Consider the following 22,918-nt stretch of genomic DNA (forward strand, 5'->3'; position numbering starts at 1 on the left):
AAAAACAGGTTAAATGGAAAGAGCCCGGTGGAATACCGAGCTCTCGTACAAAAAACTTAATTTTGAATCTGTCCAACTTTTTGGGGTCACACCAAAAATGGAAAAACCCGCTTTTTTATTTGCAGTCCACCGGATTAAAGGTAAAATGATCATTGAACTTTAGTGCAGCACGATTTATAAAGCTAAACTTGCCGCCTTGCTCTTTCATCTCACCATAACCTTCATAGAGTTTACCACCTTTCTTCAGAAATACGACTTGTCTTACTGACCTCAATCCTTCCGAATCAAAGGTATAATCTGCAATAATTGTATCTCCCTTTATTTCCCCGGCAATTGTGCCATTGTTCAGGTCCTTTTGGAAGATGTTGTAGCGGAGGGTACCAGTCAGCTCTTCTCCTTTGATCTGGAGTTTTATCGAAGCAGTATCTTTTTTGTTCACATATACATAACAATTGGTACTGCTTTCAGGAGCCGGATTGGCTGGACTAAAGGTCGTATCCAGTGCAATCATTCCAGTGGTATCTTTTGCCTTCTTTTCCGCATGGTTACTGGTACAGGAGGCCAACATTGCGGCCAGCCCTGCAACTAAGAAAAAAACTTTTTTCATCAGCGTATATTTGTTTTTTTAAAATTATGAAGCCATCATCAGTGTGTTTATTGCAGTTGGTAAGCGTTATACTTATGGATGGTTTCACCATTAATGGAGTTTATTCCTGAAATGCTGCAATAGCCTTGCCAAAAAACAAAATAAAAAAGCCCTGCGGTGTGCAGGGCTCTGGTATTAGTTGGATCGTGTGTTACTTTTCCAAGTGTAGGTTCCGGCGGAACCCGCGGGAAGGGTACTCGTAACCACCATTCCATTATACTTAATATGGAAGGTCTGAGCACTTCCGCTGGTGTTCATTGCAATCAGGACCATCTTTCCTTCAGGTGTTTTAAAAGCGACATTCTGAATGTTGTCCTGCTGGTTGGAGGAAACGCGGACCGAACCCGGGCTCACAAATTTTGAGGCATGTCCGATCACATAATAGGCCACATTTCTGCTCACTTCTTTTCCGATCGTGATCGCGCCCAGGCAGCTGGTACATCCGCCGTCCGGAGTAAAGGGGCGATAGGCAGGATCTGCAGCCAAATTCCATTCCAGTACGGTCTTACTCCAGTTGCGGGTTGCCCCAACAATTAAAGTCGAAACATGCCATTTTAAATCTTCAGCGAAATTTCCCGGACCACCTACCCATTGTTCTGTAAAATATAGGTTTTTGTCCGGATGGGCTTCCTGTACTTTTGACAAGGCGGAGATGTTTCCTCCATAAAGGTGAAAGGCAGAACCATCAATATATTTTTTTGCTGCCGGGTCATTCAGCACCGTGATCGGGTAATCAGGACGGTCGGCATTGTGGTCATAAATAATGATTTTGGTTTTGATCCCTGCAGATTCAAATACAGGCCCCAAAGCATTCTTGATGAAATTAGTTTGATCTCCCGCGGTCATATACATGCTCGGATTGTTTCCCGGATGCAAGGGTTCATTTTGAATAGTTATCGCGTCTATGACGATCCCTTGTGCCTTCATAGCCTCAATATATTTGACGAAGTATCTGGCATAAGCCTGATAATACTCGGGCTTTAAACTTCCACCGCGGTAGGCCTGGTTGTCTTTCATCCAGGTTGGTGCCGTCCATGGGGAGCCCATGACTTTAATCTTTGGATTAATAGCGATGATCTGTTTCAAAACCGGAACAAGATCCGTCATTTCCTTCGCGATAGAAAACTGCTTCAGATCGGGATCGCGCTGTCCTGCCGGCATTTCATTATAGGTAAAGGTCTCCGAACTAAGGTCGGACGCGCCAATACTCAATCTGAGGTAGCTGATGCCAATTCCATTCCCTGCAGCAGAGAAAAGCTCTTTTAGCAACGCCGCTTTCTCAGCTTTAGGAAGTCCGTTGATCAGGCTGGCACTACCACCGGTTAAAGTATAGCCGAAGCCATCAATCGTTTGAAAAGTTTTGGTATCATCTACTACGATGGTTGTTCCCGTTTTCATGGCGGTATTAAAGAACATCGGCACATTTTGTCGTTGCAATAAGGCAGATTTATCACCGTTCGTTAACCAGGATTCTACCTGCGTGTTTACTGGTTTTCCGGATTTACTATTGTCTCCGCCATTTTCAGTACCTTTTTTTGTGGCGCATGAACTTAGGGCAAGGGCAATGAGTACGCTTATATGAAGTAATTTCATGCTGTTAAATTAGGGGATATAATTAAAGTTGACTTTCTGATCTGCGATCTGCAGGGTAAATTCTCCCGCTTCTGTAACCAGTTTGTTTTCCGTATTGATGAAGCCGATGTCTGCTGCACTGATTTTAAACGTCACGTTTTTTGTTTCACCGGCTTTCAATTCGATCTTCTCAAATCCTCTTAAACGTTTCACGTCAGGAGTAATTAAAGTAGCCACCAAATCAGAGGTAAATAAGAGCACGGTCTCTTTTCCATCCACCTTACCTGTATTGCTTACATTTACGGTGATGGTCAGGCTTTCTCCTTTTTTCAGTGTATTGCTGCTCAGTTTCAACTGGTCATATTTGAAGGTCGTGTAGCTTAAACCATGGCCGAAAACATACTGAGGGTTATAATCCGAATCGTAGTTGTAAACCCCTTCTGTAGTTCCCTTAGATTCTGAAGGTTTATGGTAGTAAGTAAACAACGCGTTAGGAAACTGTGGATAAGTATAAGGCAGTTTTCCGGAAGGATTAACCTCGCCATATAAAACAGCGGCAAGGGCATCACCACCAAAGTTACCCGGAAGGTAAGTCTGTACAATCGCATTCATTTTTTTCTCAAATTTGCTGATCACACGTGGTCTTCCTTCATTCAGGACCAGGATCACCTTTTTGCCCGTAGCAGCCAGTTTTTGAGCCAGCTCTGTTTGCAGGTCAGACAGGTATAAATCGTTCATGTTTCCCGGCGATTCTGTATAGGAGTTTTCTCCAAGGCACAAAACAATCACCTCTGCATTTTTTGCTGCGGCGATGGTTTCCTCCATTTGATCCGCATATTCATCGTAGTATTTGCCATCCATCTTATAGCTTACACCAGGCAGGTAGCTCACATTTTCTTTTCCTGCTTTCTGTTGCAATGCTTCCAGAATGGTATGGTATTTCGCCGCAAATTCCTCTACTTTTTCTCCCTGCCATGAATAGGTCCATGCGCCGTTTAAGGTTCTCATAGAATTGGCATTGGGTCCCGTTACCAGGATTTTTGTTCCTTTGGCCAATGGAAGGATCTGGTCTGTGTTTTTCAACAAAGTGATCGATTCTGCTGCGGTTTGATAAGCAGCCTGCTCAAATTCTTTGCTTCCGAATTTTGGATAATCTTTAGGATTGGTGGTTGGTTTTTCAAATAGGTTCAGTTCATATTTTACCCATAAGATTCTGCTCACAGCATCATCAATACGCGATTCTTTTACTTTTCCTTCTTTCACCAAGGCAATCAGGTTATCGCAGAAAGTCTCGTAATTGTAGGCAATCATCGACATGTCGATTCCGGCATTGATGGCAATCATGATCGCTTCTTTATCATCTTTTGCAATGCGGTCTCTTTTGTAAAGATTTTCGATATCTCCCCAATCTGTCACCACCAGGCCTTTAAAGTTCAGTTCTTCTTTCAGCAGTTCAGTAAGGATGTGATAGTTCGCATGAACGGGAACACCGTTGATGATTCCTGAATTGATCATAATGGTTTTTGCACCGGCATCAATTGCCGCTTTAAAAGGAGGTAAATGATACTCCCTTAAAGCCTGATCGGAGATAAATGCAGGAGTCCTGTCTTTACCTGAAACGGAAACCTGATAACCCAGGAAGTGCTTGATCGAAGAAGCTACCTTTTCCGGATGCGCCACTCTTCCATCTTCTCCTTCATAACCTTTCACTGCGGCAACGCCCAGTTCTTTGATCAGGTAAGGGTCTTCACCAAAGCTTTCCCACTGACGCGGGAAGCGTGGATCTGCACCAAGATCCAGCAAAGGGGCAAAGTTCCATGGAATAGAACTCGCACGGGTTTCATAAGCGGTAATAGCAGCCCCATTTTTAACCAGGGAACGGTTAAAGGTAGCTGCCTGTCCGATTTGCTGTGGGAACATCGTTGCGCCAACGGTATAGGTAGCGCCATGGATTTCATCCACCCCGTAAATCACCGGGATCTTATTGGGCGTTTGTTTCATCGCCACATTCTGGATCTTACTGATGATGTTATACCAGACCTGTGGTGTTCTTGCCCGGTTATTGGAAGTATTCAGGACCGAGCCTACATGGTATTTCACCAGGACTCTTTGTAATTCTTTTTCGTCTAAACCAAAAGGCTCATCACTTTCAAAACGTCCTTTTCCCTTACCAATTACATCCAGGGTGATTTGAGCCATTTGCCCGACTTTCTCTTCGAGACTCATCTTTTTCAGCAGGCTTTCCACTTTCGCCTGGTTATTGGTTTGGGCAAGGGCTGTACCTAAGCAGCCCGATAGGAGCAATAAAGAAAGGGTTCTTTTCAATTTCATGTTGTGTGCTTAAAAAAGAGGAGCGCCGGAATTGAAGCGCTCCCCGGAATTTTATTTATTGATATTCGGATTTCTGTCGATTTCTTTCTGCGGAACCGGCAGTTGAAGGTTTGCATTGCTAATGTTGTAGTTTAGTGATACCCCTGCACCATCTTTTTGTGCATTCATCACCGCTACAGCTCTGTTGGTACGGATGAGGTCGAACCACCTGTGCCCTTCAAATGCCAGCTCCAGGCGACGTTCTTTTTCAATAGCCAAACGCATGTCAGCCTGATTTGCTGCGGGAGTTCCCAAAAGGTTAACGCGGCCTCTGATCTGATCTACCAGTGCTTTGGATTGCGCCCAGCCTCCGGAACTGATCTCGTTTAATGCTTCAGCTTTGAGGAGGATAATATCTGCCAAACGAAGGATATAGGTGTCTGTTTTGTCGTCCAGTCTGTATTTGTTAATAAAAGGGAAATTGTTTTTTGACCAATAAACATCTGCCCAGCCTTCCGTCGTCACATTTTTAAACGTAATGCTGGAATTTTTACGAACCACATCACCTTCGTCTTCAAATGCTTTTACCAGGTCATTTGTTGGCGTACAGAACCTTTTCCATCCTGAGCCGATCAACAAGCCCGGCATCCAGTTTCCACGTCCCTGAGGGCCTCCCCATCCATCGTACTGCATTTCCCAGATCGCTTCGGAATTGTTTTTGTTGGTGCCGCTGAACAATCCGTCAAAACTACCAAACAGGCTGTAACCTCCGTTAATGGTCGCATCAGCATATTGGTTCACTTTGGTCCAGTCGGGATTTGATTTCGTCGCATATACTTTAGCGAGTAAAGCGTTGGCGACACCCTTAGTGATGATTCCTTTATGAGGAGCGGTAGTCCTGGTATTGGCCAGGGCAAATTCAAGATCTTTAATGATCTGGGCATACACCTGATCTACACTTGATTTTGGAGCCTGCATTTCTGCCAGGTTGGTAGCCGATTTCAATACCAGTGGAACCGGACCCCAAAGGCGAACAAGATGGAAGTAATAATAAGCCCTCAGGCCGGAAGCTTCTCCCAGAATCTGATTGCGTCTGTCGCCTTTATCAAGCTCCGGATCCTTGATATTCGGTACATTTTCCAATACTTCATTCGCATCCTTAATATTGCTGTAGAAACCTTTCCAGTCTCTTTCTACAATTTCATTGGTAGAAATGGTTTTAAAAAGATCAAGGTCATTGATGTTGGCATTGTCTCCTCCTGAGTAGGCATTGTCTGCACTCACGTCTCCATTGATCATGAAATCCCAGATATGGGCATCGTTGTACATGCTTCCGTAAGCACCGGCAAGCAATTTTTCTGCTCCAGCCAGATCCACAAAAGCCACATCTCCTGTAACCTGGTTGAAAGGTTTTTTATCGAGGAAATCTTTTTTACAGGCAGACTGCAGACTAAGGGTAATTGCTGCTGCCGTTATGATTGAATATAATTTAATTTTCATGATGTTCTAATATTTAAAATCCAACATTTACACCAAACAGAAAGCTTCTGCTTTGCGGATAGGTTCCATAATCTACGCCCATCTGAGGACCATTTGAACTGTACTGGTTCACTTCAGGATCTAATCCTTTGTATTTGGTGAAGGTTAGGATATTGTATCCTGTTGCAAATAAGGTGAGTTTGCTCATTTTCAGCCTGCCCAGTGCCGTTGCACCGAAATTATAGGAAAGTGTGGCTGTTTTCAGACGGAGATAAGAAGCATTTTCTACAAATCTGCTGGAGGTTAATGAATTGTTGACATCATCTTTTACTGCTTTAGGGATATTGGTATTTGTATTTGAAGGCGTCCACCTGTTTAATACCCTGTCAGATTGGTTTTTAGCGTCAATCATTCCCTCCAGGTCAATTCCTGAGGCATTAAACAACTGATTGCCTTGTACACCCTGGAAGAAGATATTTAATCCAAAATTTCCGTAGGTCAGGTTATTGGTGATTCCATAAGTGAAATCCGGTTGTGCGGAACCAATAAAGGTTCTGTCGTTTGCATCAATCTTTTTGTCGCCGTTGAGGTCTTCATAAGTAGACATTCCTGTTTTAGGATCAACTCCGGTAAACTGGTAACCATAGAAACTTCCCAGTGGCATTCCTTCCACAACGCGTACGGCAGAGGTACGTCTGGCAATTGGTGCGAAATCGAGAGAAGATGTCGTTTCTCCAAGGCTCGTTACCTTATTTTTATTGAATGAAATGTTCAAATCTGTAGACCAGGTAAATTTCTTGCGGTCGAAGTTTTTTGTGGATAAGCTAAACTCCAATCCCTTGTTTTCCATGGAACCGATGTTAAATGCCTGTTCCACGAAGCCTGAAGAAAGCGGAAGTTGTACATTAATCAACAAGTCGTCCGTTTTCTTTAAATAAGCATCAGCGGTAAAGGTTACCCTGTTGTTAAACATCGTTAAATCCAGACCAATATTTGTTTGGGTCGTTGTTTCCCAGGCGAGGTCTTTATTTTCCGGATTCTTCAGGGTATAGGTGTTTTGGGCATTGATCTCATACAGTTTCATATAGGCATAGTCGCCGATACCTTCATCGTTACCTACTTTACCCCAGCTTCCTCTGATCTTCAAATCGTTAATGGTTTTACTGTCTTTCAGGAAATTCTCTCCGGAAATTCTCCAGCCTGCAGAGGCAGAAGGGAAGTAGCCAAATTGATTGTCTTTGCTAAAGCGCGATGAACCATCCGCCCTGAAATTCGTGCTGAATAAATATTTACTGTCGTAAGCATAGGTAATCCTTGCCAGATAGGACTGTTTGGCCCATTGCGCTCTTTGTGGAATGGTTGGTGATACCGAAGGTTTTTGTGGAATGGTACCTGTAACGTCAAAAAACCTTGTTTCCTGATAATCTCGGTATTTATAATCAGATTCCTGAATGGTATAACCTGCGGTTGCGCCGAAAGCATTTTTCCCAACATCTTTTTTATAGTTTAGAATATTCTCATTTAGCCATACGTTATCACGGGTATGGTTGTTTCTGTATATTCCGCGCTCCTGACGACCATAAGTCGTTTTAAACGCATCCAGAGAATAGTTATAGAAGTTCTTGTTTAAATTGGTACTGATGGTCGATTTAAAAGAGAGGTCTTTTGTAAAGTTCAGCTCTCCGCTGAATGCGCCGATAAACCTGAAATTACGGGTCTTGTTTTGGGCCCCAAAGGCCAAAGCAATCGGGTTATCCCATCCCCCTGCGTTTGGCAGGGTGGTATAAGTTCCGTCCGGGTTGTAGATGCCTATCGTAGAAGGGGTATTCAATGCGGATAAGATCACTCCTCCATTGGCCACACCATTATTGTCAGATACATCGATAGAGTTTCTGGAAGTCAATGCTGCATTGGCCGTAAATTTCAACCATGAGGTTGCTTTTTGAGATCCGTTGAAATTAAGGGTATACCGGTCTAGTTTGGCCGGGGCAACAACGCCTTTGTCTTGCTGATAGCCGGAAGACAAGTAATACTGACCGCCTTTACCACCACCGGAAATGGATACCTGATACTGGTTTTGTGTTCCGGTACCAAAGGTTTCTTTTTGCCAGTCTGTATTGCTGTCTCCTCCAAAAGTGGTATAGCCCAGTTCTTTTTGCAGCGTAATGTATTGCTCATTATTCAATACTTTTTGCTTGCGCCAGAAGTTGGAAAATCCGGTAAAAGCATTAAAATCTACTTTCAGCTGTCCGGAAGTCCCTTTTTTGGTGGTGATCAATACGACACCATTGGCACCGCTGGATCCATAAATGGCCGCTGCTGAAGCATCCTTCAGAATGGTTAAAGATTCGATATCATTCGGATTCAGGAAGTTTGCGTTTCTTGAAGTGATCCCGTCGATCACATATAATGGGCTGTTTGAAGCCGTAATGGAAGTATTTCCACGAATACTGATGGTAATATCTGAACCTGGTTTACCAGATTGTGAACTGACCTGTACACCTGCTGCTTTACCTTGAACCGCCTGTAATGGGTTCGTAATCGGTTGATTTTTCAGGTCTTTTGAGGTAATGGTGGTTACTGCCGTGGTCAGGTCTTTCTTGGTTTGTGTACCATAGCCCACAACAACAACTTCGTTCAGCTGGTTGTTATCTTCTAAAAGTGAAATGTTTATGTTCGTTCTGTTTCCCACAACTTCTTCAACCGTCTTATAGCCGATAAAAGAAAATGTCAGGACCGCATTAGCAGGGACACTCAGGGAATAACTTCCGTTAGCGGTGGTCATCGCGCCTTTGCTGCTTCCTTTTACTTTAACAGAAACACCAGGAAGCGGCAGACCCTGCTGGTCTTTTACCTCCCCCTTTAGGTTGAGCTCCTGTGCCATGCTGATGGAGATTCCACAGAGCAGACAGAAGATGAAAAGAGTAAACTTTTTTCTCATAATTTTTGCTTTTGTTTAATTGAATTTGATGTGATAAAGTTAAGGTTCCTTTAATGTTAAATCCTAGTGAATGAACTAATTTATTTAATGTAAATAACTGATAATTAGGTTGTTGTGTTTGTTTTGATACGCTTTGATACCCTAGCTTGAAATTATCCTAAGTGCTGATATACAGTGCTTAGAGACAGAACTGGCCCGGAGGCATAGGAGGGTACTGATACGCTTAAGTACCCCTGTCTTTTTCTTGTCAAAAAAAATGCAGACAGGTCAAAAAGTACAATAAAATTGCGCGTTTGGGTGGTTTTTGAGTCCTTTTAGTCGAGCACCAGGAGGCTCCAGCCGTTTTTATTTGCTTTTTTAAGCTGAGTTTTTCGTTCTTCCATCACCTGTTTTATCCTGGAACCATAGGTCCAGCAGGTGCTTTGCCGGATGCTTAAGATCTCGGCCAGTTTATGGGAGGAGATCTTACCCTTTGAAGAGAAGATCAGGAAGATCATGTAAAAGGCTTTCACAATTGGAATGCGGGTATTGTGGAAAATGGTATAGGTAGTCACAGACTCCTCATAGCTGCATTTGCTGCAACGCCGGCTATAGGCAATATGTCCGTTGTAATAATGGTCGTTCTTGCATTTTCTGCAGGTGTAGCCGTCTTTCCATTTCAGCTCGGAAAGGAATAAATTACAGCTTTCTTTATCAGGGTAGATCTTACTGAATTCTTCGAAATCTACATCGGCCGACATGACGCGGTCGCGGGTAACTTTCTCCACATTGGTCTGCAGCTCCTGGTTGTCCTGTTCCAGCAAGGTGTTCATTCTGGAAATCTCTTCTGCCTGTTGTTTTAACAGGTCATTGGCCTCCTGCAGTTCCCCGTTTTTGGCTTCAATGATTAATGATTTATGAAAGACCTCTCTGGTCCGTTCCTGAACCTGACTTTCCAGTTCCTCATTCAGGCTGTCTTTTAACTTCGCATTTTCTGCCATCTGACGGATCATCTGTCGCTGTACCTTATCCTTTTTCTTCTTTAAGATACTCACCTTATCACCAATCGCAAACGAAAGGAAGACCATTTCCAGGATAAAACAGAAGCTGAGGCTGTAATAGCTGATTGCACCAAAATTCAAGGTATCAAAACCCAGCATGATTAAAAATTTAAGGAGAAAGCCTGCAAAGAGGAAGCTATATCCCAAAACAAAGAAACGGGCAGGAAGATAACCCTGTTTGTAAATGTATATTCCGGTAAAGAACGCAACGGATAGGGGAATAGCATCAATGAATTTATAGTTGAACAGGTTCTGGTTGAATGCCAGGCAATATAGAAACCAAATCGTCCGGATGGCAATAACGAGCAGAATCAGCTGATTGAGTTTCGGAGCTTTAGACTTGACAAATAACAGTTCCCGGGTAAAGAGCAAGGCAAAAATGCTGACGGCGTAAAGGGAAACAGCATAGGCCGTCTGGTTCCATACCGGCAGGTTAGGCCAGAGATACTGATAGGCAATTCCATCTGTACTCATCTCAAAGAAGCCAACACTCAGGTTGTAAAGTACATAATACAAGTACTGCTTTTGACGCATGGCGATAAACATGATCAGGTTGTAAAAACTAAATACCAGGATCATTCCATAGAAAATGCCAAAATAGAAATACTCGTCTACCGCATAAGAGATGAACCAGTCTACAGAACGAAGTACAATAATGGCATCACCGATCTGTGAAGACTGAATCTTGAAATAATAGGTCTGCACCTCATCGCTGTTGTTGGACAGATAGAATTCAAAATTTTTATGCTTTAGCCTGCGCTTGTCAAAATTAAAGCGGTCGCCAAACTCCCTGATCCTATAAGTCCCGTCTTTTTGCGGAATGTAGGCGGTTACATGATCGAGCGTCTGGTCAAAAAATTCCAGAAGAAAATATTTCTCTGCTTTGCTGTTGTGTTTTATTTTAATCCTGAACCAATAAGGGGAATTCAGTTTAATGGTCTGTGGGGTACTGCGCTTACTGGCTACAAAGTTTTTGTCGTACGCTTTACTGTGAACCTGTTCAAAACTGAGCTTATTTCCCGGATCATGCAGCATCTCTATCTGCTTAAAGGAAAAAATATGCTGGTCAATCTGATCACTTATGGATACCGCTTCCTGTGCTCCTGAATATTTGCTGGTTAGCAGGAAAAAAATCAGGAAAATTACTTTGCAGTAGAATACGAATTTTGATGACATGCGGCTACGGAGAAACTAAGAGTAATAGAATGGGCAAAGATAACGGTTTCCGCAAGAATCAGATTTAATTCTATTCCCAATTGCCTATTTTTGAAAATGAACCACCGCATACTTAACCTGCCAATATCTGCTGATTTTAATTTTGGAGAATGCCTGTGGTTTCTGGATCGTGATTTTGACGATTGTATGCTGAAAGTAGACAGGGATAGCCTGACCAAAGCCTTATTGCTGAAGGAAGGTCCCGTCCTGCTGAACATCAGGGCCGATGCGGAACAATTGCTGGTCTCTGTTTTACAGGGCGATCTGGCGGTTGATGACGAACCTATCGTTAAAAAATATATAGCAGACTGGTTTGACATCGGACTTGACCTGAGTCCTTTTTATGCGTTACTGGCTAAAGACCCGCGGTTAGCCTTTATGGCAAATGCCTACCAGGGACTTCGGCTGGTTGGAATTCCGGATATGTTTGAAGCCATTTGCTGGGCAATTATCGGACAACAGATCAACCTTACTTTTGCTTATAAACTAAAAAGAAGATTGGTTGAAAGATATGGCCGGCAACTGGATTTCGGAGGCGAAGCCTATTTCCTGTTTCCGGAGGCTGCTGTATTGGCGGAAGCCAGTATGGAAGAATTACAGGGCATGCAGTTTTCCAAAAGCAAAGCGCTTTACCTGACCCTCATTGCCCGGGCTTTTGCGAGTAAACAGCTCAGTAAAGAAGGGCTGCAGCAGCTACCTGATCTTGCTTCAAGACAAAAAGCTTTGATGGGCATCAAAGGGGTAGGACTGTGGACTGCCAATTACACCCTGATGAAATGTCTGAAAGAAAGATCCTGCATCCCTTTCGGAGACGCAGGATTGTTAAATGCTTTGCTCAATCATGGCATCATTGCGGATAAAAAACAAGCCCTGGAAATGGAAGGTTTCTTTGCTGCTTATCCCACATGGGAGAGCTACCTTGTTTTTTACCTTTGGAGATCGCTGTCCAAACGATCAGAGGCTTAGATCTGTTTGTGCGGCTTCCCAGCCAATCATCGCGGTTTTCCGTGGGCTACCCCAATGGTATTGCCCCAATTCTCCTGTAGATTTGATCACCCTGTGACAAGGAATGAGAAATGCAACGGGATTATCGCCTACTGCTGAACCAACTGCTCTGGATGCTTTAGGGTTGTCAATCGCAGATGCGATGGCGGAATAGGTTGACAATTCGCCGACAGGTACCTTAAGCAAAGTTTCCCAAACCTTAATCTGAAAATCAGTTCCTTTTAGATGGAGTTTCAGTTCCTGTAACCTGCTCCAGTCTTTCCCGAAAATATAGAGTGCATTCTGTTGCATCATGTCCAGCACCTGACGGTACTTTGCGTTCGGAAAGAGCTGTTGGAGTTCCTGAAAAGCAAGGTCTGCATCATCCGCAAAGGCCATATAACAAATGCCCTTAGGGGTAGCAGCAACGATGAGCGATCCAAAAGGACTTTCCGCAAAACTATAATTGATCTGAAGCTGTGCGCCCCCGTTTTTATATTCGCCGGGAGTCATGCCCTCAATTTTGATGAAAAGGTCATGAAGCCTGCTGGTTCCGGATAAACCGGTTTCGTAAGCGGCATCAAATAAGGTGCTTTGCTGGTCTTTCAGAATTCCTTTAGCGTATTCTATACTGAGGTATTGAAGAAATTTCTTTGGCGTAACGCCTGCCCACTCCTTAAACATCCGTTGAAAATGAAAGGGGCTCAGGTATACATGAGCTGCGACATCCTCTAATGAAGGTTGTTGCTTAAAGTTGACCTTTAAATAGTCAATCGCCTTTTCAATTCTGTGGTAATCAATTTGATTTAATGTTTCCATGTTTCGAAATTTACAATTCAAAACTACGCTAAGCAGCAAGGAGATAAAACCCGAAACTTGCGCTATTTCTTTTCCTGCTGATGTTCTGTGATCAATTCTTCCAGATGCTTGTGGCGGTTTTCCGAAATCAGGGTATTGTGTTTTTTTCCGGTGTCGGACAAGATATTAATCAGCATCTTTTTGTTCGATCCGGCAAGGTCCTGGTACAGCATATGATCTGCTTTAGAGAGGAGGTCATGGAGGCTAAGGAGTATCTTTTCTCCCTGCGGACTGAGTTTTACGAGTCTGGCCCTTTTATCCATAGGATCATTTCTTTCCAGGATTAAGCCTGCTTTTTTGATCCTGTTGATAATGTCAATGCCGGTTGATTGTTCAAAAAATACCGCGCTCACGACATCAGACTTTCTCGCCTCTTTCTGCTGATCTATTTCTTTCATGAAATAAAACCATTCCAGCTCTATTCCGGGAACTTCTTTTAATAATGCTTTGGCATAAATCACATGAATAGCGTTAAGCTGGTTGATGAGGCCGGCCAGCTGGGCATCAGAACCGGCATTCGCTGTTCCGTCAAGGTTATCTTCGGGTAAACCTTTGCTGTTCAGTAAATAATGACTGCAAAATTCCGCCACCGAAGCAGCGGGATTTTTGCTTTCATAATCGGCCCAGGCCGTAATCAGTTCTACAACTGGTTTCATCGACATTGCTTTTGAAATGGGTTATCGGGTCTTACTGGCGTATTTCCTGAAATACCCGCATTCGTTTAAGGCTTCCTGATAGAATCTGGTATCTGCATATTGTTGCCTTAGAACGGAAAAGTACCTGCCGAAATAAACCGGATCTGTTTTTACACTCCAATAACCTGCGTTCTTGTTTTCAGGAAGTTCATAAGAACGGTTATAGCTGTCATTGCGTTCGCATTTGCTGGCCATGAAAGTACACCTTGCTTTTTGTTCTTTGCTCTTTGTAGCCTCCCTTGCAATGAGGTAATACTTCTCTGCAATTTTTCCGGAAAGCAGCATCGGACGGAACGGAGCAGGAATCCCCATGGCATAACTGCTGTAAGAATCGGTCAGCTCTGATTCGTAAAATGCCCTTGCATTTCCATAATGGGTAATGTTGTAGTAGGCGTTGGCAAGCAGGTTCGCATTGTTATAAACGTTTCTGCCGGCGGTAAGTTCATCTTTCAGGTTTTTCATCATCTTGAGCATGCTCATCGAACTGAACTTTTTAGACTGTGCCATCTGATGGTCGCAGTCATGGCAATCGTTTATGCGCATATTGAAAGGATTTCCCAACAGCATCCTATCTGCCCTGTTGCTTTTTGCTAAAAATGTAATCGCCTCATCCAGTCGCTCCTGATAAACCAAAACGGTGGCCTGGAAGAAATAGAGGTCTTCCAGTTTATAAGGATAATAATGTAACATCGCTTTTTCAAAAGGAGTCTGATTGCTTTTCTGCATCAGCGTTTTTAAGCTTTCAATGTTTTGGTTGTTCGTATAAAATTCATTGTAATTGCTGAAGATATTGGCTTTTAGCGGCTCGCCCTGTTTTTTATAAAGACTGGAAATCACGCCCAGACTTTCGTTCAGCGACTGATAGAACCTCAGGTCAGGGATGGTGTCTTTTCCTTCTTTTAACCTTGCAAACCAGTTTAAAGGCTCGACCATTTTAGCTTCGGCCTTCGCGTCAATCTTTTTCAGTTGTCTGATGTATAAACCCCAGTCCAGAATCTTATACTGGGCCATGATCAGCTGATTGTCTTTAGGCAGCTGTGTTTTTGCAGCCTGATAAAATTTAGCGGCCTGAGTATAGTTTTTACTCATGAAGTTCAGGTATCCTGCGGCAAGGTTCCAGAAATAAGGTTTAGAGGTATTGTTTTTCAAAGCGATCCCACTCACTAGCGCGGTATTTGCCCTTAGCGTCTTGGTAGAATCTTCTTTTCCTCCCCAGTAACCGGAACGGCTGCTTTCGGTTATATTTACTACTCTGCTCAATAGTAAATCTAATTTTTCTGATTTAGGATCTAAAGCGACAATCTCAGGAATCGCTCTTTCTGTATCAAAATAGATGCCCAGTAAATGCCACAGGGTGATTTTTTCTTCCTTGGTTTTGGCCATCGCCAGACTTTGTTTCCAATCTGCTTCCTCGTTAGGATGAAAGGCCCATTTTGCGGGAATTTTCATTTCTGCAGCATAATCGTAGCAGAGGCTGAAAAGGTAGTTCGACGTTGCATAATCTTTTGCCAGGTAATGTCTTCCTGCAACATAGCCTAAGGTTCTGTAATAGATCATGTTCTTTGGGAAGGTATCTTTATAGGCATCAAATGCTTTGATCAGCTGGGAATCTTTAACAGGTTTGACCCCTGTGCTTCTTTCCAGAAAATAATAATAACGAACCAGTTGAAACCAGAGGCGTTGCTTGACAAAAGTATCTTTGGTTTTTTGAAATGCAGTTAATAAGGACTGTTCCATGGATTTCGGCGCAGTGTAATTTGGTTTCTCGTCCCAGCCATAATATTCCTGATATTTTGCCGAAAATTCCTCAGCAGATTTGGCCAGCGAGAGGTAGTCAAAAAAGGAGTTGACCTGTTTTTTGTCCAGTTTCAATGTCTTTAGCTGAGGCATGCTGTCGGGCAGGACTTTAATTTTGCCCTGGAAATTTTGATAAACAGAATCTATTCCTTTAGCACTGGTCTTTAGCAACAGGTACGATAAGTCCTTTTTGCTCAGTTGCTGCCCAAAGTAATCGTACCATTCTTTTACAATCTGATCGTTGTAACGGGTATTGGTATTGTCGTCCCTATAGGTATAATCTTTGGTGTAATAAGTGGAGAAGTCGCTATAAAAGAAAGGAGTATATTCCTTAGCCACAAAGGCTTCAGGACTAAAGCTGGAAAAGTCATCAGAATAGCCATAATCTGCGCAAGCCCAAACTACGCCACCTACAGAGAGTGTACTAAGGCTAAAAATGAGCAGAAATTTCTTCGAAATCCTTTGTTTTAAATGTTGAAATGTTGAGGTTGCCAATTTCATAATAGATGATGGTTTTGTGTTCTTTTTTATTCAAATGTTCGGCCAATTGTATGGCGGCCTGTTCTAGTAATGCTTTATCTGTTTCTTCCAGCTTGAAAAGATCATCGGTTTTTACGTAAATCCCTCCGGTAAAGAAACTCCTTAACGCTTTATACACATTTTTATGTGCAGTAGGCTGGAAATTTTCCGTGTTACTCAGTTCCTTCTTTCCGATTTTTCCATATACCTGGATAATTTCGCCATTCCTGATGTGAATTGACCAGGAAAATAGCGGTAAAGCAATGTCCAAAGGTAAGCCGTATTTTGGAAGATAGCTGATATAAGTTGCCGCATCTTTGGGATTATAGATGGAATTTGGATCTTCGGGTTTTGCCGAGAGCTTGCCCATGTTGTAAAACATCAGGATTCCCCTATCTACAGGAGGGAGGCCGGTGCGGACCTGGTATTTTACCTGGTGGAGCCTGATGGTGGCTTCCAATTGCTTTTTACTGATGGCCTTAAAGGATTTCAGAAACTGAAAGTATTTGTCTTTCGTTCCCAGGCTCCAGTCGCAATCAAATTGCACGTATTGATAATTGATTTTTTGCTCCTGTGCGAGGCGCTGTAGCAAGGTATTGCTTTGCATGGCGAGGCTATCCACACCGGCAGTGCTTAACTTTTCAAAGGTCTGATTGGTGATGAAGATGACAGGAATCAGCTTTGTTGTTTTTACCGGCTCCTTAAAACTGATGATGGCTTCAGGATGTGCTTTTCTGGCATAAGCATCCCATTTGATGTCGAAAAAGCGCAGGTAAAGTTTGCCGGCTGCAACTTCATCCAATACTTGATATTGTGTTTTATTTAAGGTTAAGGTTTGCTTCCAGTAATAAAATGCAGCATCAGCTTTGCTTTCCCTTTTACAGGAGGAGAGGGCCGATACGAGCAGGAGGCAGGCTAAAAAAAGGCGTTGTAAAAAAGGACCTGGGATCATCATCATGGGGAAGCAACTCAATAAGCTGACAAAGTTAAACTTCTTCGCCGATCTTAATTATTTTTTGGAAATAACAATTATAGCATTACCTTTGTACTGTAATAAAAATAATTACAGAATGAACAATGCAAGGTTTGCCATTTCTTTACACATCCTGACACTGCTTGAAAAAGCAAAAGGGGAGTTGATGTCTTCCGACTATATTGCGGGCAGCATTAACATCAACCCTGTGTTGGTAAGAAAGGAGCTGATCACCCTAAGGAAACATGGTTTCGTAGAGAGTAAAGAAGGGAAAAACGGAGGTAGTTTTTTAGCCAAACCAGCCGCCGAAATCACTTTGGATCAGGTGTATACGGCAGTAAGGCAAAATAACCTGTTGGGTACTTCCAAGAATGATCCCAATCCGCAATGTCCGGTAGGCAGGCAGATCAACCAACATTTGAATTCATTATACGATCATACAGAACAGGTTTTAATTAAGGAGCTGTCTAAGAAAACACTGGCTGATTTCAGCGGGCAATTCAATTGATTTTTTTTAACCATAACTGTAACAAATAACATTACAATATAACTTAAAAATAGAAAACATGAAAGTATCATTAATTGGAGCAAGCGGCTTCGTAGGATCAAACATTTTAGAAGAGCTGTTAAACCGTGGTCATGAGGTTACGGGAATTGTGAGAGATGCAGCAAAAGTAAAACGAAGCAATGCGCAGCTTGCAGTAAAAGAAGTAGATGTATTAAATACGGAAGCATTGACTGCTGCTATTGATGGTGCTGATGCGGTGATTAGTGCTTATAATGCAGGCTGGACCAATCCAAATCTTTACCATGATTTCGTAGCTGGTTCTGAAGCCATCCAAAAAGCAGTTAAAGCCTCAGATGTGAACCGTCTGATTGTAATTGGGGGTGCCGGAAGTTTAGAAATTGAAGGAAATCAATTGGTAGACGGACCAGATTTTCCTGCTGAATATAAAGCAGGCGCTACGGCTGCCAGAGACTACCTGAATACGATTAAAAAAGAAGAAGAGCTGGAATGGACTTTCTTTAGCCCTGCGATAGAGATGCATCCAGGCATTACCACCGGACGTACCGGCAAATACCGTCTGGGTGCCAACAGTCCGGTTTTCAATGAAGAAGGCCGAAGCATACTGTCTGTTCAGGATTTAGCGGTAGTGATTACCGATGAACTGGAAAATAATAAACACCCAAAGCAAAGATTTACAGCTGCTTATTAAACTGGAATCAGATCAGGTCTTCCGGAATAGCTTTGCGGAAGACCTTTCTGTTTAATGTAAAATTCGGATAAAGACTAGCGTTTCACTAGATATTGTCTTATTTTTGCGGCGAATATAGATTCGGATGCCAGGAAAGATCATTAGAAAACATTACCGCAGAGCAAGGTACGTACTGTACCGGGAGACTTTAATCGACGCAAAGGAGCATATCTTAACCTTTATCGGTTCCTTTGTTGGAATTGGTTTGATTGGTTTATTAAACAGCCAATATCTGGTTGCTAACGATAATTTATTCCTGATCGGTTCATTTGGTGCTTCTTCGGTATTGATTTATGGCATCATCAACAGCCCTTTGGCACAACCCCGGAACCTGATTGGGGGGCATGTCATCTCTGCCATCATTGGCGTAACCATCCTGAAGCTTTTCCCTTCTGAACTCTGGTTTGCCGGAGCTTTGGCCGTTTCGCTCTCTATTGTGGCCATGCAGATCACCAAGACTTTGCATCCACCGGGTGGTGCCACTGCTTTAATTGCGGTGACCGGAGGGGTAAAAATTAAGGCAATGGGATACCTTTATGTTTTTTCTCCGGTATTTACCGGGGTATTGATCTTATTTATGGTTGCCCTGATTTTTAACAATATGCGTCATCGGAAATACCCTGCCAAACCAATTTTTAAGAGAAGAAGAATTCACTAAATTTTTACTGTTCCATTCGCTTCAGGCCCATCGCATATTGAATACCTCCTAACAGGTGTTGTAAAAAGAGCGGGTCAGTATAGGATTCTTCCGTATGCCCCAGTCCGGTATAAAAAGCCCTTCCACCGTCAAAATCATGGTACCAGGCCATAGGGTGGTTTGTCCCGTTACTTCCTCCTTTATAACTGTCTTCATTAATGCTGATGAGTACTTTCAAATCATTTGAGATGTCCTTGAAATTGTACCATTCATCTTTTCTTTTCCAGACTTCCGGTAAATGTGCGGTGGAGATGGTCTTGCGGTTGATGACATTCAGTTCTGCAACTTGCTGCGCCGGATGCTTTACAAAATAGGCACCTACAAGTTTTCCAAACCAGGGCCAGTCGAATTCTGTATCTGTAGCAGCGTGTACACCTACAAAACCTGCCCCCGACCTGATGTACTGCTCAAATGCTTTTTCCTGCTGTTCGTTAAAGATGTCTCCGGTCGTATTGAGAAATACAACTGCAGCATACTGTTTAAGGTTTGCCGTGTTTATTTTTGTCGCATCGGTGGTGGTGTCTGCAATAAATTTATTTTCTATGGCCAGACGCTGGATCGCCATGATTCCTGCCGGAATGGAGCTATGGTGAAAGCCGGAGGTTTTGGAAAAGACCAGGATCTTTTTTTTCTTCGCAAAACTGTTGCCACTCAGCGCGAGGATCAGAAAAATGGTCAGCAGTACAAAAACAGGTGATTTAGGCATGGCTAAAGGGTTTAAATCATAAAGATATCATTAATCCTTTATATTCCGTAACGAGTAAATACTCCTCATTTTCTAAAGAAAGATAACCGTATTCATAGCAGAAATGATAGGTGTTCCCTTTTTTGTTTTGGTACAAATGTGTGAAATAGTCGAATCTGAATCCTGTAGCCAGCAAATGCTGTTTGCTGATTTTTGTTTTTCCATCAGGATTTAGTTTTTTCAGTATCTCCCTGTTTTTCCTGAGGATTTTATTGATGGCTTTTACCGGATCTTGCTGGGGGTCTTTATGGTCATTATTGTAATTGTTCCGGCAGTGCTGACTGCAGAATTTTTGATCTGCCCGACCCTTTAGCGGCAGATTACAATCTAAACAAAATCTTTCCATTTTTCCTGAAATCCCGGTTAAAATATGTTTAAGTTAATAAAATTTCCTGATTAACCGGTTATAACCGTTTATAAGCGCTTATAAACGGTTAAAATGAGGCAGGATATTTAAGGAATGCTGAGGTTTGTATCGTCGGTAGCCAGAGCGGTTGCTGTTCGTTAAATTGTATATTACCTAATTATTTAAAAGATGAAAAACTTCAGAAACAGTGTGTCTTTAACAGGTCTGGCAGGAACAGACCCTATTGTAGTGAACTTCTCCGATGAGAAAAAAGTAGCCAGGGTAAGTCTGGCAATTAATGAGTTTTTTAAAAATAGTGGTGGCGAAGCAGTTTGTCAGACACAATGGTTCAACCTGGTTTTCTGGAATAAGAAAGCAGATCTGGCCCTGGAGCTGATCAAAAAAGGGGCGGAGCTTAGTATTGAAGGAAGCCTGAACGTACAAAGCTATACCGATAAAAAGGGAGAACAGCGCCTCTCTACGGAAATTTTTGTCAACCACCTGGAACTGGTAGGGAAAACGGAGGTGTAACCGCATACAGCATTGATGGGTGCTCTGGAACCTATCAATGCTGTCCTTATTTCTTTTTAAAATGCAGACTTAATCCGGCATAAAAATTTCTTGTTGCTGCTGCATTAAAGTACCTTCCGCCAGCCGCATTTAAGTCATTGCCAAGACTGTATTTTTCATTTAGCAGGTTGTCTGCTCCTGCAAAGAGCTCCAGCGGGAACTTGCCTGCTGATCTGTATTTCCAGCTCAGCCTGGCCTGAACCAGGTGGTATCTCCTGGCATAAACGGTATTGGCATCATTGAGCGGTAAACCGGAAGTATAATTGTGTTGGGCAAAAAGCGACCATTCGCCGGCAAACTGAACATCGGCACTGCTAATCAGTATGTGTTTCGGAACACCGGTAAGGTTGTTGCCGGAGTAATCTGAGGTTTTATCGCTGTAACGGTCAAATTTAAATTGACTCAAAGTGTAAGCATGGCGCAGCTGTAATCCCCGGATAAACTTTGAAGTATTGACCGGAATCAGCCATCCGGAGATGGAACTCTCCAATCCCCATTGCCGGGTTCCTCCGGCATTAATGAAATATTCTGAACCACCAGTGTTCAGGCGTCTGACAATCGCATTTTGTAAGTGATAAAAGAAACCGGTAAGATCGGCCTGAATTCTGCCTTTCGGATCCTGATACCGGATTCCGCTTTCATAATTCCATCCGGATTCCGCTTGCAGGTTCGTATTGATGATATTGTCTGATGCCCTGACCTCGGCTATAGTAGGCGGGGAGTATCCTTTGCTAACGGCACTGCGCAAGGAGAGGCTGGGCGCAATTAAATAAGAAAGGGCAACCCTTGGCATGAACTGCAGGTCAAAGCGGTTGGTCTTTCTGTTTGTAGCAACAGGGAAAGTGCTTTTATAAGCATATTGATACCAATTTGTACTGGCGGATAACTCCAATAGCCACTTTTTGTGCAAATCAATGGTTAATTGGGCAAAGGCTACATTGGAAGCTGCTTTTAATTCATCACCTACTTTCAATGCGGTTGCATTGCCCTGGTCATTGCCGTAGTTGTTGATGTCGGAGGCGGTTTGCATGCTTTCCAGGCCCAGGTTAAACCTGTAATTCAGCATTTCTGTTTGCCGGTAGTATTCGAGGTAAGAACGGAGTCCTAAGGTCAGTTCTTTCCTTTTCTCATAGTTGGTGATAAACGGATTTTTGAAGTCGGTATAAGAAGAGAAGACGGAAAGAACATGTTTTAACTGCTTATTGATTTGCCAGTCATGGGAAATCCCTCCAAATAGGGTTTTGCTAAGGATTCCCGCATTTTGTGCGATGGCGCTTTTGAGTGCCCCATCTGCAGGTCTTGATCCTTTTGGATTGTCCTGATATTGTGCTTCAGTTAATCCGCCTGGCGTCTGGTATTGAAGGTCCGAATAGAAGATCAGTGCTTTAAGGCTTCTGTCATTTGCGTAGTTATATTTTTGAAGAACCTGGACATATTTTTTGTTCATCCTGCTATGGTCCCGATATCCGTCACTGCGCTGATAAGACTGAGCGATATTCAAGCTGTATTTGCCGAATTGTTGTCCGAGGTTCAGTTGTTGCCGGAAGCTGCCGTATGCACCTGCTTCCAACCTCAGGCTGGCTAATGGATCGCCAATGTTGTTTTCCTGAGGCTGTATCAATACCACTCCACCTGAATTTGCCCCAAAAATACTTCCTTGCGGCCCTTTCAGGACCTGGATCTGGCCTGCTCCGGCAACTTCAAGCGCATTGAGGTAACTGTTTCCTCCGGCATCCGTCAGTGGGAAGTCGTCAAAATAGATTTTCACATTTCTAACACCGAAAGGGGAACGCAATAAGCTTCCTCTGATAGATAAACGATAACTTCCCGGCGAACGCTCTTCCATCCTCAATCCGGAGATGGTATTCATAGCGGAGACAAAAGATCCACTTGCGTGTTTTTCCAGTAAAGCGGAATTAAGGAGGCCTATCGAACCGGTAGCTCTTAATAGCGGCTGCGTAGAAAAATAGGGCCTGATCTGAACCTCTTTTAACCGCTTTGTGGTATCCTGTTGCTGTTGTGCGAATGTGGAAAAGGAAAGCAATAATAACGTAGTGCCTAAAAATGTTTTCATCTTTAACAAAGCTAAAATTTATGAACAAAGAAATGCGTCTTCGGCTGGCTATTTTCTCTTGATTTTGGCTTTGATTTAACAGCATTGTGATAGGTCCAATTCCTGGTGTCGATTCCTAAAAAGGCTATACACAAAAACAGTGTATGGAACTAACAGAAACAGAATTTATCATTTCAAAAAACAGGGGTAAAGGTCAGCCCT

General features: G+C 42.9%; 18 protein-coding genes. 5 read left to right on the plus strand and 13 right to left on the minus strand.

The annotated features are described in order from the left end of the window. Nucleotides 1-115: 115 nt before the first annotated feature. From BLQ87_RS32805 to BLQ87_RS32830, 6 genes are all read right to left on the minus strand, one after another. Entirely contained in the window at nucleotides 116-607 is a 492-nt protein-coding gene (locus BLQ87_RS32805) for a hypothetical protein (protein ID WP_074613123.1), read from the minus strand. A gap of 174 nt (nucleotides 608-781) precedes the next feature. Beyond that, nucleotides 782-2,239: a glycoside hydrolase family 30 protein gene (locus BLQ87_RS32810; protein ID WP_074613124.1), complete on the minus strand. Its 1,458-nt coding sequence runs from the start codon at nucleotides 2,237-2,239 to the stop codon at nucleotides 782-784. Between the two features lie 9 nt (nucleotides 2,240-2,248). Beyond that, the gene (locus tag BLQ87_RS32815; RefSeq protein ID WP_143010619.1) at nucleotides 2,249-4,549 is read right to left on the minus strand and encodes a glycoside hydrolase family 3 N-terminal domain-containing protein; all 2,301 of its coding nucleotides are present in this window, start codon (nucleotides 4,547-4,549) and stop codon (nucleotides 2,249-2,251) included. Between the two features lie 51 nt (nucleotides 4,550-4,600). Continuing rightward, nucleotides 4,601-6,028: a RagB/SusD family nutrient uptake outer membrane protein gene (locus BLQ87_RS32820; RefSeq protein ID WP_074613125.1), complete on the minus strand. Its 1,428-nt coding sequence runs from the start codon at nucleotides 6,026-6,028 to the stop codon at nucleotides 4,601-4,603. Between the two features lie 13 nt (nucleotides 6,029-6,041). Continuing rightward, nucleotides 6,042-8,948: a SusC/RagA family TonB-linked outer membrane protein gene (locus BLQ87_RS32825; RefSeq protein ID WP_074613126.1), complete on the minus strand. Its 2,907-nt coding sequence runs from the start codon at nucleotides 8,946-8,948 to the stop codon at nucleotides 6,042-6,044. 314 nt (nucleotides 8,949-9,262) lie between these two features. Beyond that, nucleotides 9,263-11,164, minus strand: a complete 1,902-nt coding sequence (locus BLQ87_RS32830) for a 7TM diverse intracellular signaling domain-containing protein (RefSeq protein WP_074613127.1) — start codon at nucleotides 11,162-11,164, stop codon at nucleotides 9,263-9,265. A gap of 96 nt (nucleotides 11,165-11,260) precedes the next feature. Here BLQ87_RS32830 and BLQ87_RS32835 point away from each other — a divergent pair, with 96 nt between their 5' ends. Beyond that, nucleotides 11,261-12,169 (plus strand): DNA-3-methyladenine glycosylase family protein, encoded by a 909-nt coding sequence (locus BLQ87_RS32835; RefSeq protein ID WP_074613128.1) that lies wholly within the window; start codon nucleotides 11,261-11,263, stop codon nucleotides 12,167-12,169. Here BLQ87_RS32835 and BLQ87_RS32840 read toward each other — a convergent pair. From BLQ87_RS32840 to BLQ87_RS32855, 4 genes are all read right to left on the minus strand, one after another. Then, a complete protein-coding gene (locus tag BLQ87_RS32840; protein WP_074613129.1) occupies nucleotides 12,158-13,006 on the minus strand; it encodes a methylated-DNA--[protein]-cysteine S-methyltransferase in 849 nt (282 codons plus the stop codon). The genes BLQ87_RS32835 and BLQ87_RS32840 overlap by 12 nt on opposite strands. Nucleotides 13,007-13,068: 62 nt before the next feature. Next, the gene (locus BLQ87_RS32845; protein ID WP_074613130.1) at nucleotides 13,069-13,701 is read right to left on the minus strand and encodes a MarR family winged helix-turn-helix transcriptional regulator; all 633 of its coding nucleotides are present in this window, start codon (nucleotides 13,699-13,701) and stop codon (nucleotides 13,069-13,071) included. 21 nt (nucleotides 13,702-13,722) lie between these two features. Further along, nucleotides 13,723-16,038 carry a hypothetical protein gene (locus tag BLQ87_RS32850; protein WP_074613131.1) on the minus strand — a complete coding sequence of 772 codons (2,316 nt, stop codon included), beginning with the start codon at nucleotides 16,036-16,038 and terminating at the stop codon, nucleotides 13,723-13,725. Beyond that, nucleotides 15,968-17,014 (minus strand): hypothetical protein, encoded by a 1,047-nt coding sequence (locus tag BLQ87_RS32855; protein WP_245723977.1) that lies wholly within the window; start codon nucleotides 17,012-17,014, stop codon nucleotides 15,968-15,970. Before BLQ87_RS32855 ends, BLQ87_RS32850 begins: the two co-directional genes overlap by 71 nt. A 112-nt stretch (nucleotides 17,015-17,126) precedes the next feature. Between BLQ87_RS32855 and BLQ87_RS32860 the strand changes: the two genes are divergently transcribed. The 3 genes from BLQ87_RS32860 to BLQ87_RS32870 all read left to right on the plus strand — a co-directional run bounded on the left by BLQ87_RS32860 (nucleotide 17,127) and on the right by BLQ87_RS32870 (nucleotide 18,943). Continuing rightward, a complete protein-coding gene (locus tag BLQ87_RS32860; RefSeq protein ID WP_074613140.1) occupies nucleotides 17,127-17,537 on the plus strand; it encodes an RrF2 family transcriptional regulator in 411 nt (136 codons plus the stop codon). A 58-nt stretch (nucleotides 17,538-17,595) separates the two neighbouring features. Next, nucleotides 17,596-18,246, plus strand: a complete 651-nt coding sequence (locus tag BLQ87_RS32865) for an NAD(P)-dependent oxidoreductase (RefSeq protein ID WP_074613132.1) — start codon at nucleotides 17,596-17,598, stop codon at nucleotides 18,244-18,246. Between the two features lie 124 nt (nucleotides 18,247-18,370). After that, entirely contained in the window at nucleotides 18,371-18,943 is a 573-nt protein-coding gene (locus tag BLQ87_RS32870; RefSeq protein WP_074613133.1) for an HPP family protein, read from the plus strand. Nucleotides 18,944-18,947: 4 nt separating this feature from the next. On the opposite strand, the gene BLQ87_RS32875 is transcribed toward BLQ87_RS32870, so the two are convergent. Together BLQ87_RS32875 and BLQ87_RS32880 are read right to left on the minus strand one after the other, a co-directional pair. Further along, nucleotides 18,948-19,688, minus strand: a complete 741-nt coding sequence (locus BLQ87_RS32875) for a ThuA domain-containing protein (RefSeq protein ID WP_074613134.1) — start codon at nucleotides 19,686-19,688, stop codon at nucleotides 18,948-18,950. Nucleotides 19,689-19,704: 16 nt separating this feature from the next. After that, the gene (locus BLQ87_RS32880) at nucleotides 19,705-20,073 is read right to left on the minus strand and encodes a hypothetical protein (protein WP_074613135.1); all 369 of its coding nucleotides are present in this window, start codon (nucleotides 20,071-20,073) and stop codon (nucleotides 19,705-19,707) included. A 189-nt stretch (nucleotides 20,074-20,262) separates the two neighbouring features. Here BLQ87_RS32880 and BLQ87_RS32885 point away from each other — a divergent pair, with 189 nt between their 5' ends. Continuing rightward, nucleotides 20,263-20,604: a single-stranded DNA-binding protein gene (locus tag BLQ87_RS32885; RefSeq protein WP_074613136.1), complete on the plus strand. Its 342-nt coding sequence runs from the start codon at nucleotides 20,263-20,265 to the stop codon at nucleotides 20,602-20,604. A gap of 46 nt (nucleotides 20,605-20,650) precedes the next feature. Here the strand turns inward: BLQ87_RS32885 and BLQ87_RS32890 are convergent, their stop codons facing one another. Further along, a complete protein-coding gene (locus BLQ87_RS32890) occupies nucleotides 20,651-22,717 on the minus strand; it encodes a TonB-dependent receptor (protein ID WP_074613137.1) in 2,067 nt (688 codons plus the stop codon). Between the last annotated feature and the right edge of the window lie 201 nt (nucleotides 22,718-22,918).

Origin of the sequence: Pedobacter steynii (assembly GCF_900103665.1) — a bacterium.
Taxonomy (GTDB): Bacteria; Bacteroidota; Bacteroidia; order Sphingobacteriales; family Sphingobacteriaceae; genus Pedobacter; species Pedobacter steynii.

Bases quoted from the DNA above. Each gene is read 5' to 3' on its own strand.
- BLQ87_RS32890 (WP_074613137.1), bottom strand. From the start codon at position 22,717: ATGAAAACATTTTTAGGCACTACGTTATTATTGCTTTCCTTTTCCACA.
- BLQ87_RS32885 (WP_074613136.1), top strand. From the start codon at position 20,263: ATGAAAAACTTCAGAAACAGTGTGTCTTTAACAGGTCTGGCAGGAACA.
- BLQ87_RS32805 (WP_074613123.1), bottom strand. From the start codon at position 607: ATGAAAAAAGTTTTTTTCTTAGTTGCAGGGCTGGCCGCAATGTTGGCC.
- BLQ87_RS32810 (WP_074613124.1), bottom strand. From the start codon at position 2,239: ATGAAATTACTTCATATAAGCGTACTCATTGCCCTTGCCCTAAGTTCA.
- BLQ87_RS32870 (WP_074613133.1), top strand. From the start codon at position 18,371: ATGCCAGGAAAGATCATTAGAAAACATTACCGCAGAGCAAGGTACGTA.
- BLQ87_RS32875 (WP_074613134.1), bottom strand. From the start codon at position 19,688: ATGCCTAAATCACCTGTTTTTGTACTGCTGACCATTTTTCTGATCCTC.
- BLQ87_RS32845 (WP_074613130.1), bottom strand. From the start codon at position 13,701: ATGAAACCAGTTGTAGAACTGATTACGGCCTGGGCCGATTATGAAAGC.
- BLQ87_RS32820 (WP_074613125.1), bottom strand. From the start codon at position 6,028: ATGAAAATTAAATTATATTCAATCATAACGGCAGCAGCAATTACCCTT.
- BLQ87_RS32815 (WP_143010619.1), bottom strand. From the start codon at position 4,549: ATGAAATTGAAAAGAACCCTTTCTTTATTGCTCCTATCGGGCTGCTTA.
- BLQ87_RS32830 (WP_074613127.1), bottom strand. From the start codon at position 11,164: ATGTCATCAAAATTCGTATTCTACTGCAAAGTAATTTTCCTGATTTTT.
- BLQ87_RS32825 (WP_074613126.1), bottom strand. From the start codon at position 8,948: ATGAGAAAAAAGTTTACTCTTTTCATCTTCTGTCTGCTCTGTGGAATC.
- BLQ87_RS32835 (WP_074613128.1), top strand. From the start codon at position 11,261: ATGAACCACCGCATACTTAACCTGCCAATATCTGCTGATTTTAATTTT.
- BLQ87_RS32865 (WP_074613132.1), top strand. From the start codon at position 17,596: ATGAAAGTATCATTAATTGGAGCAAGCGGCTTCGTAGGATCAAACATT.
- BLQ87_RS32855 (WP_245723977.1), bottom strand. From the start codon at position 17,014: ATGATGATGATCCCAGGTCCTTTTTTACAACGCCTTTTTTTAGCCTGC.
- BLQ87_RS32860 (WP_074613140.1), top strand. From the start codon at position 17,127: ATGAACAATGCAAGGTTTGCCATTTCTTTACACATCCTGACACTGCTT.
- BLQ87_RS32850 (WP_074613131.1), bottom strand. From the start codon at position 16,038: ATGAAATTGGCAACCTCAACATTTCAACATTTAAAACAAAGGATTTCG.
- BLQ87_RS32840 (WP_074613129.1), bottom strand. From the start codon at position 13,006: ATGGAAACATTAAATCAAATTGATTACCACAGAATTGAAAAGGCGATT.
- BLQ87_RS32880 (WP_074613135.1), bottom strand. From the start codon at position 20,073: ATGGAAAGATTTTGTTTAGATTGTAATCTGCCGCTAAAGGGTCGGGCA.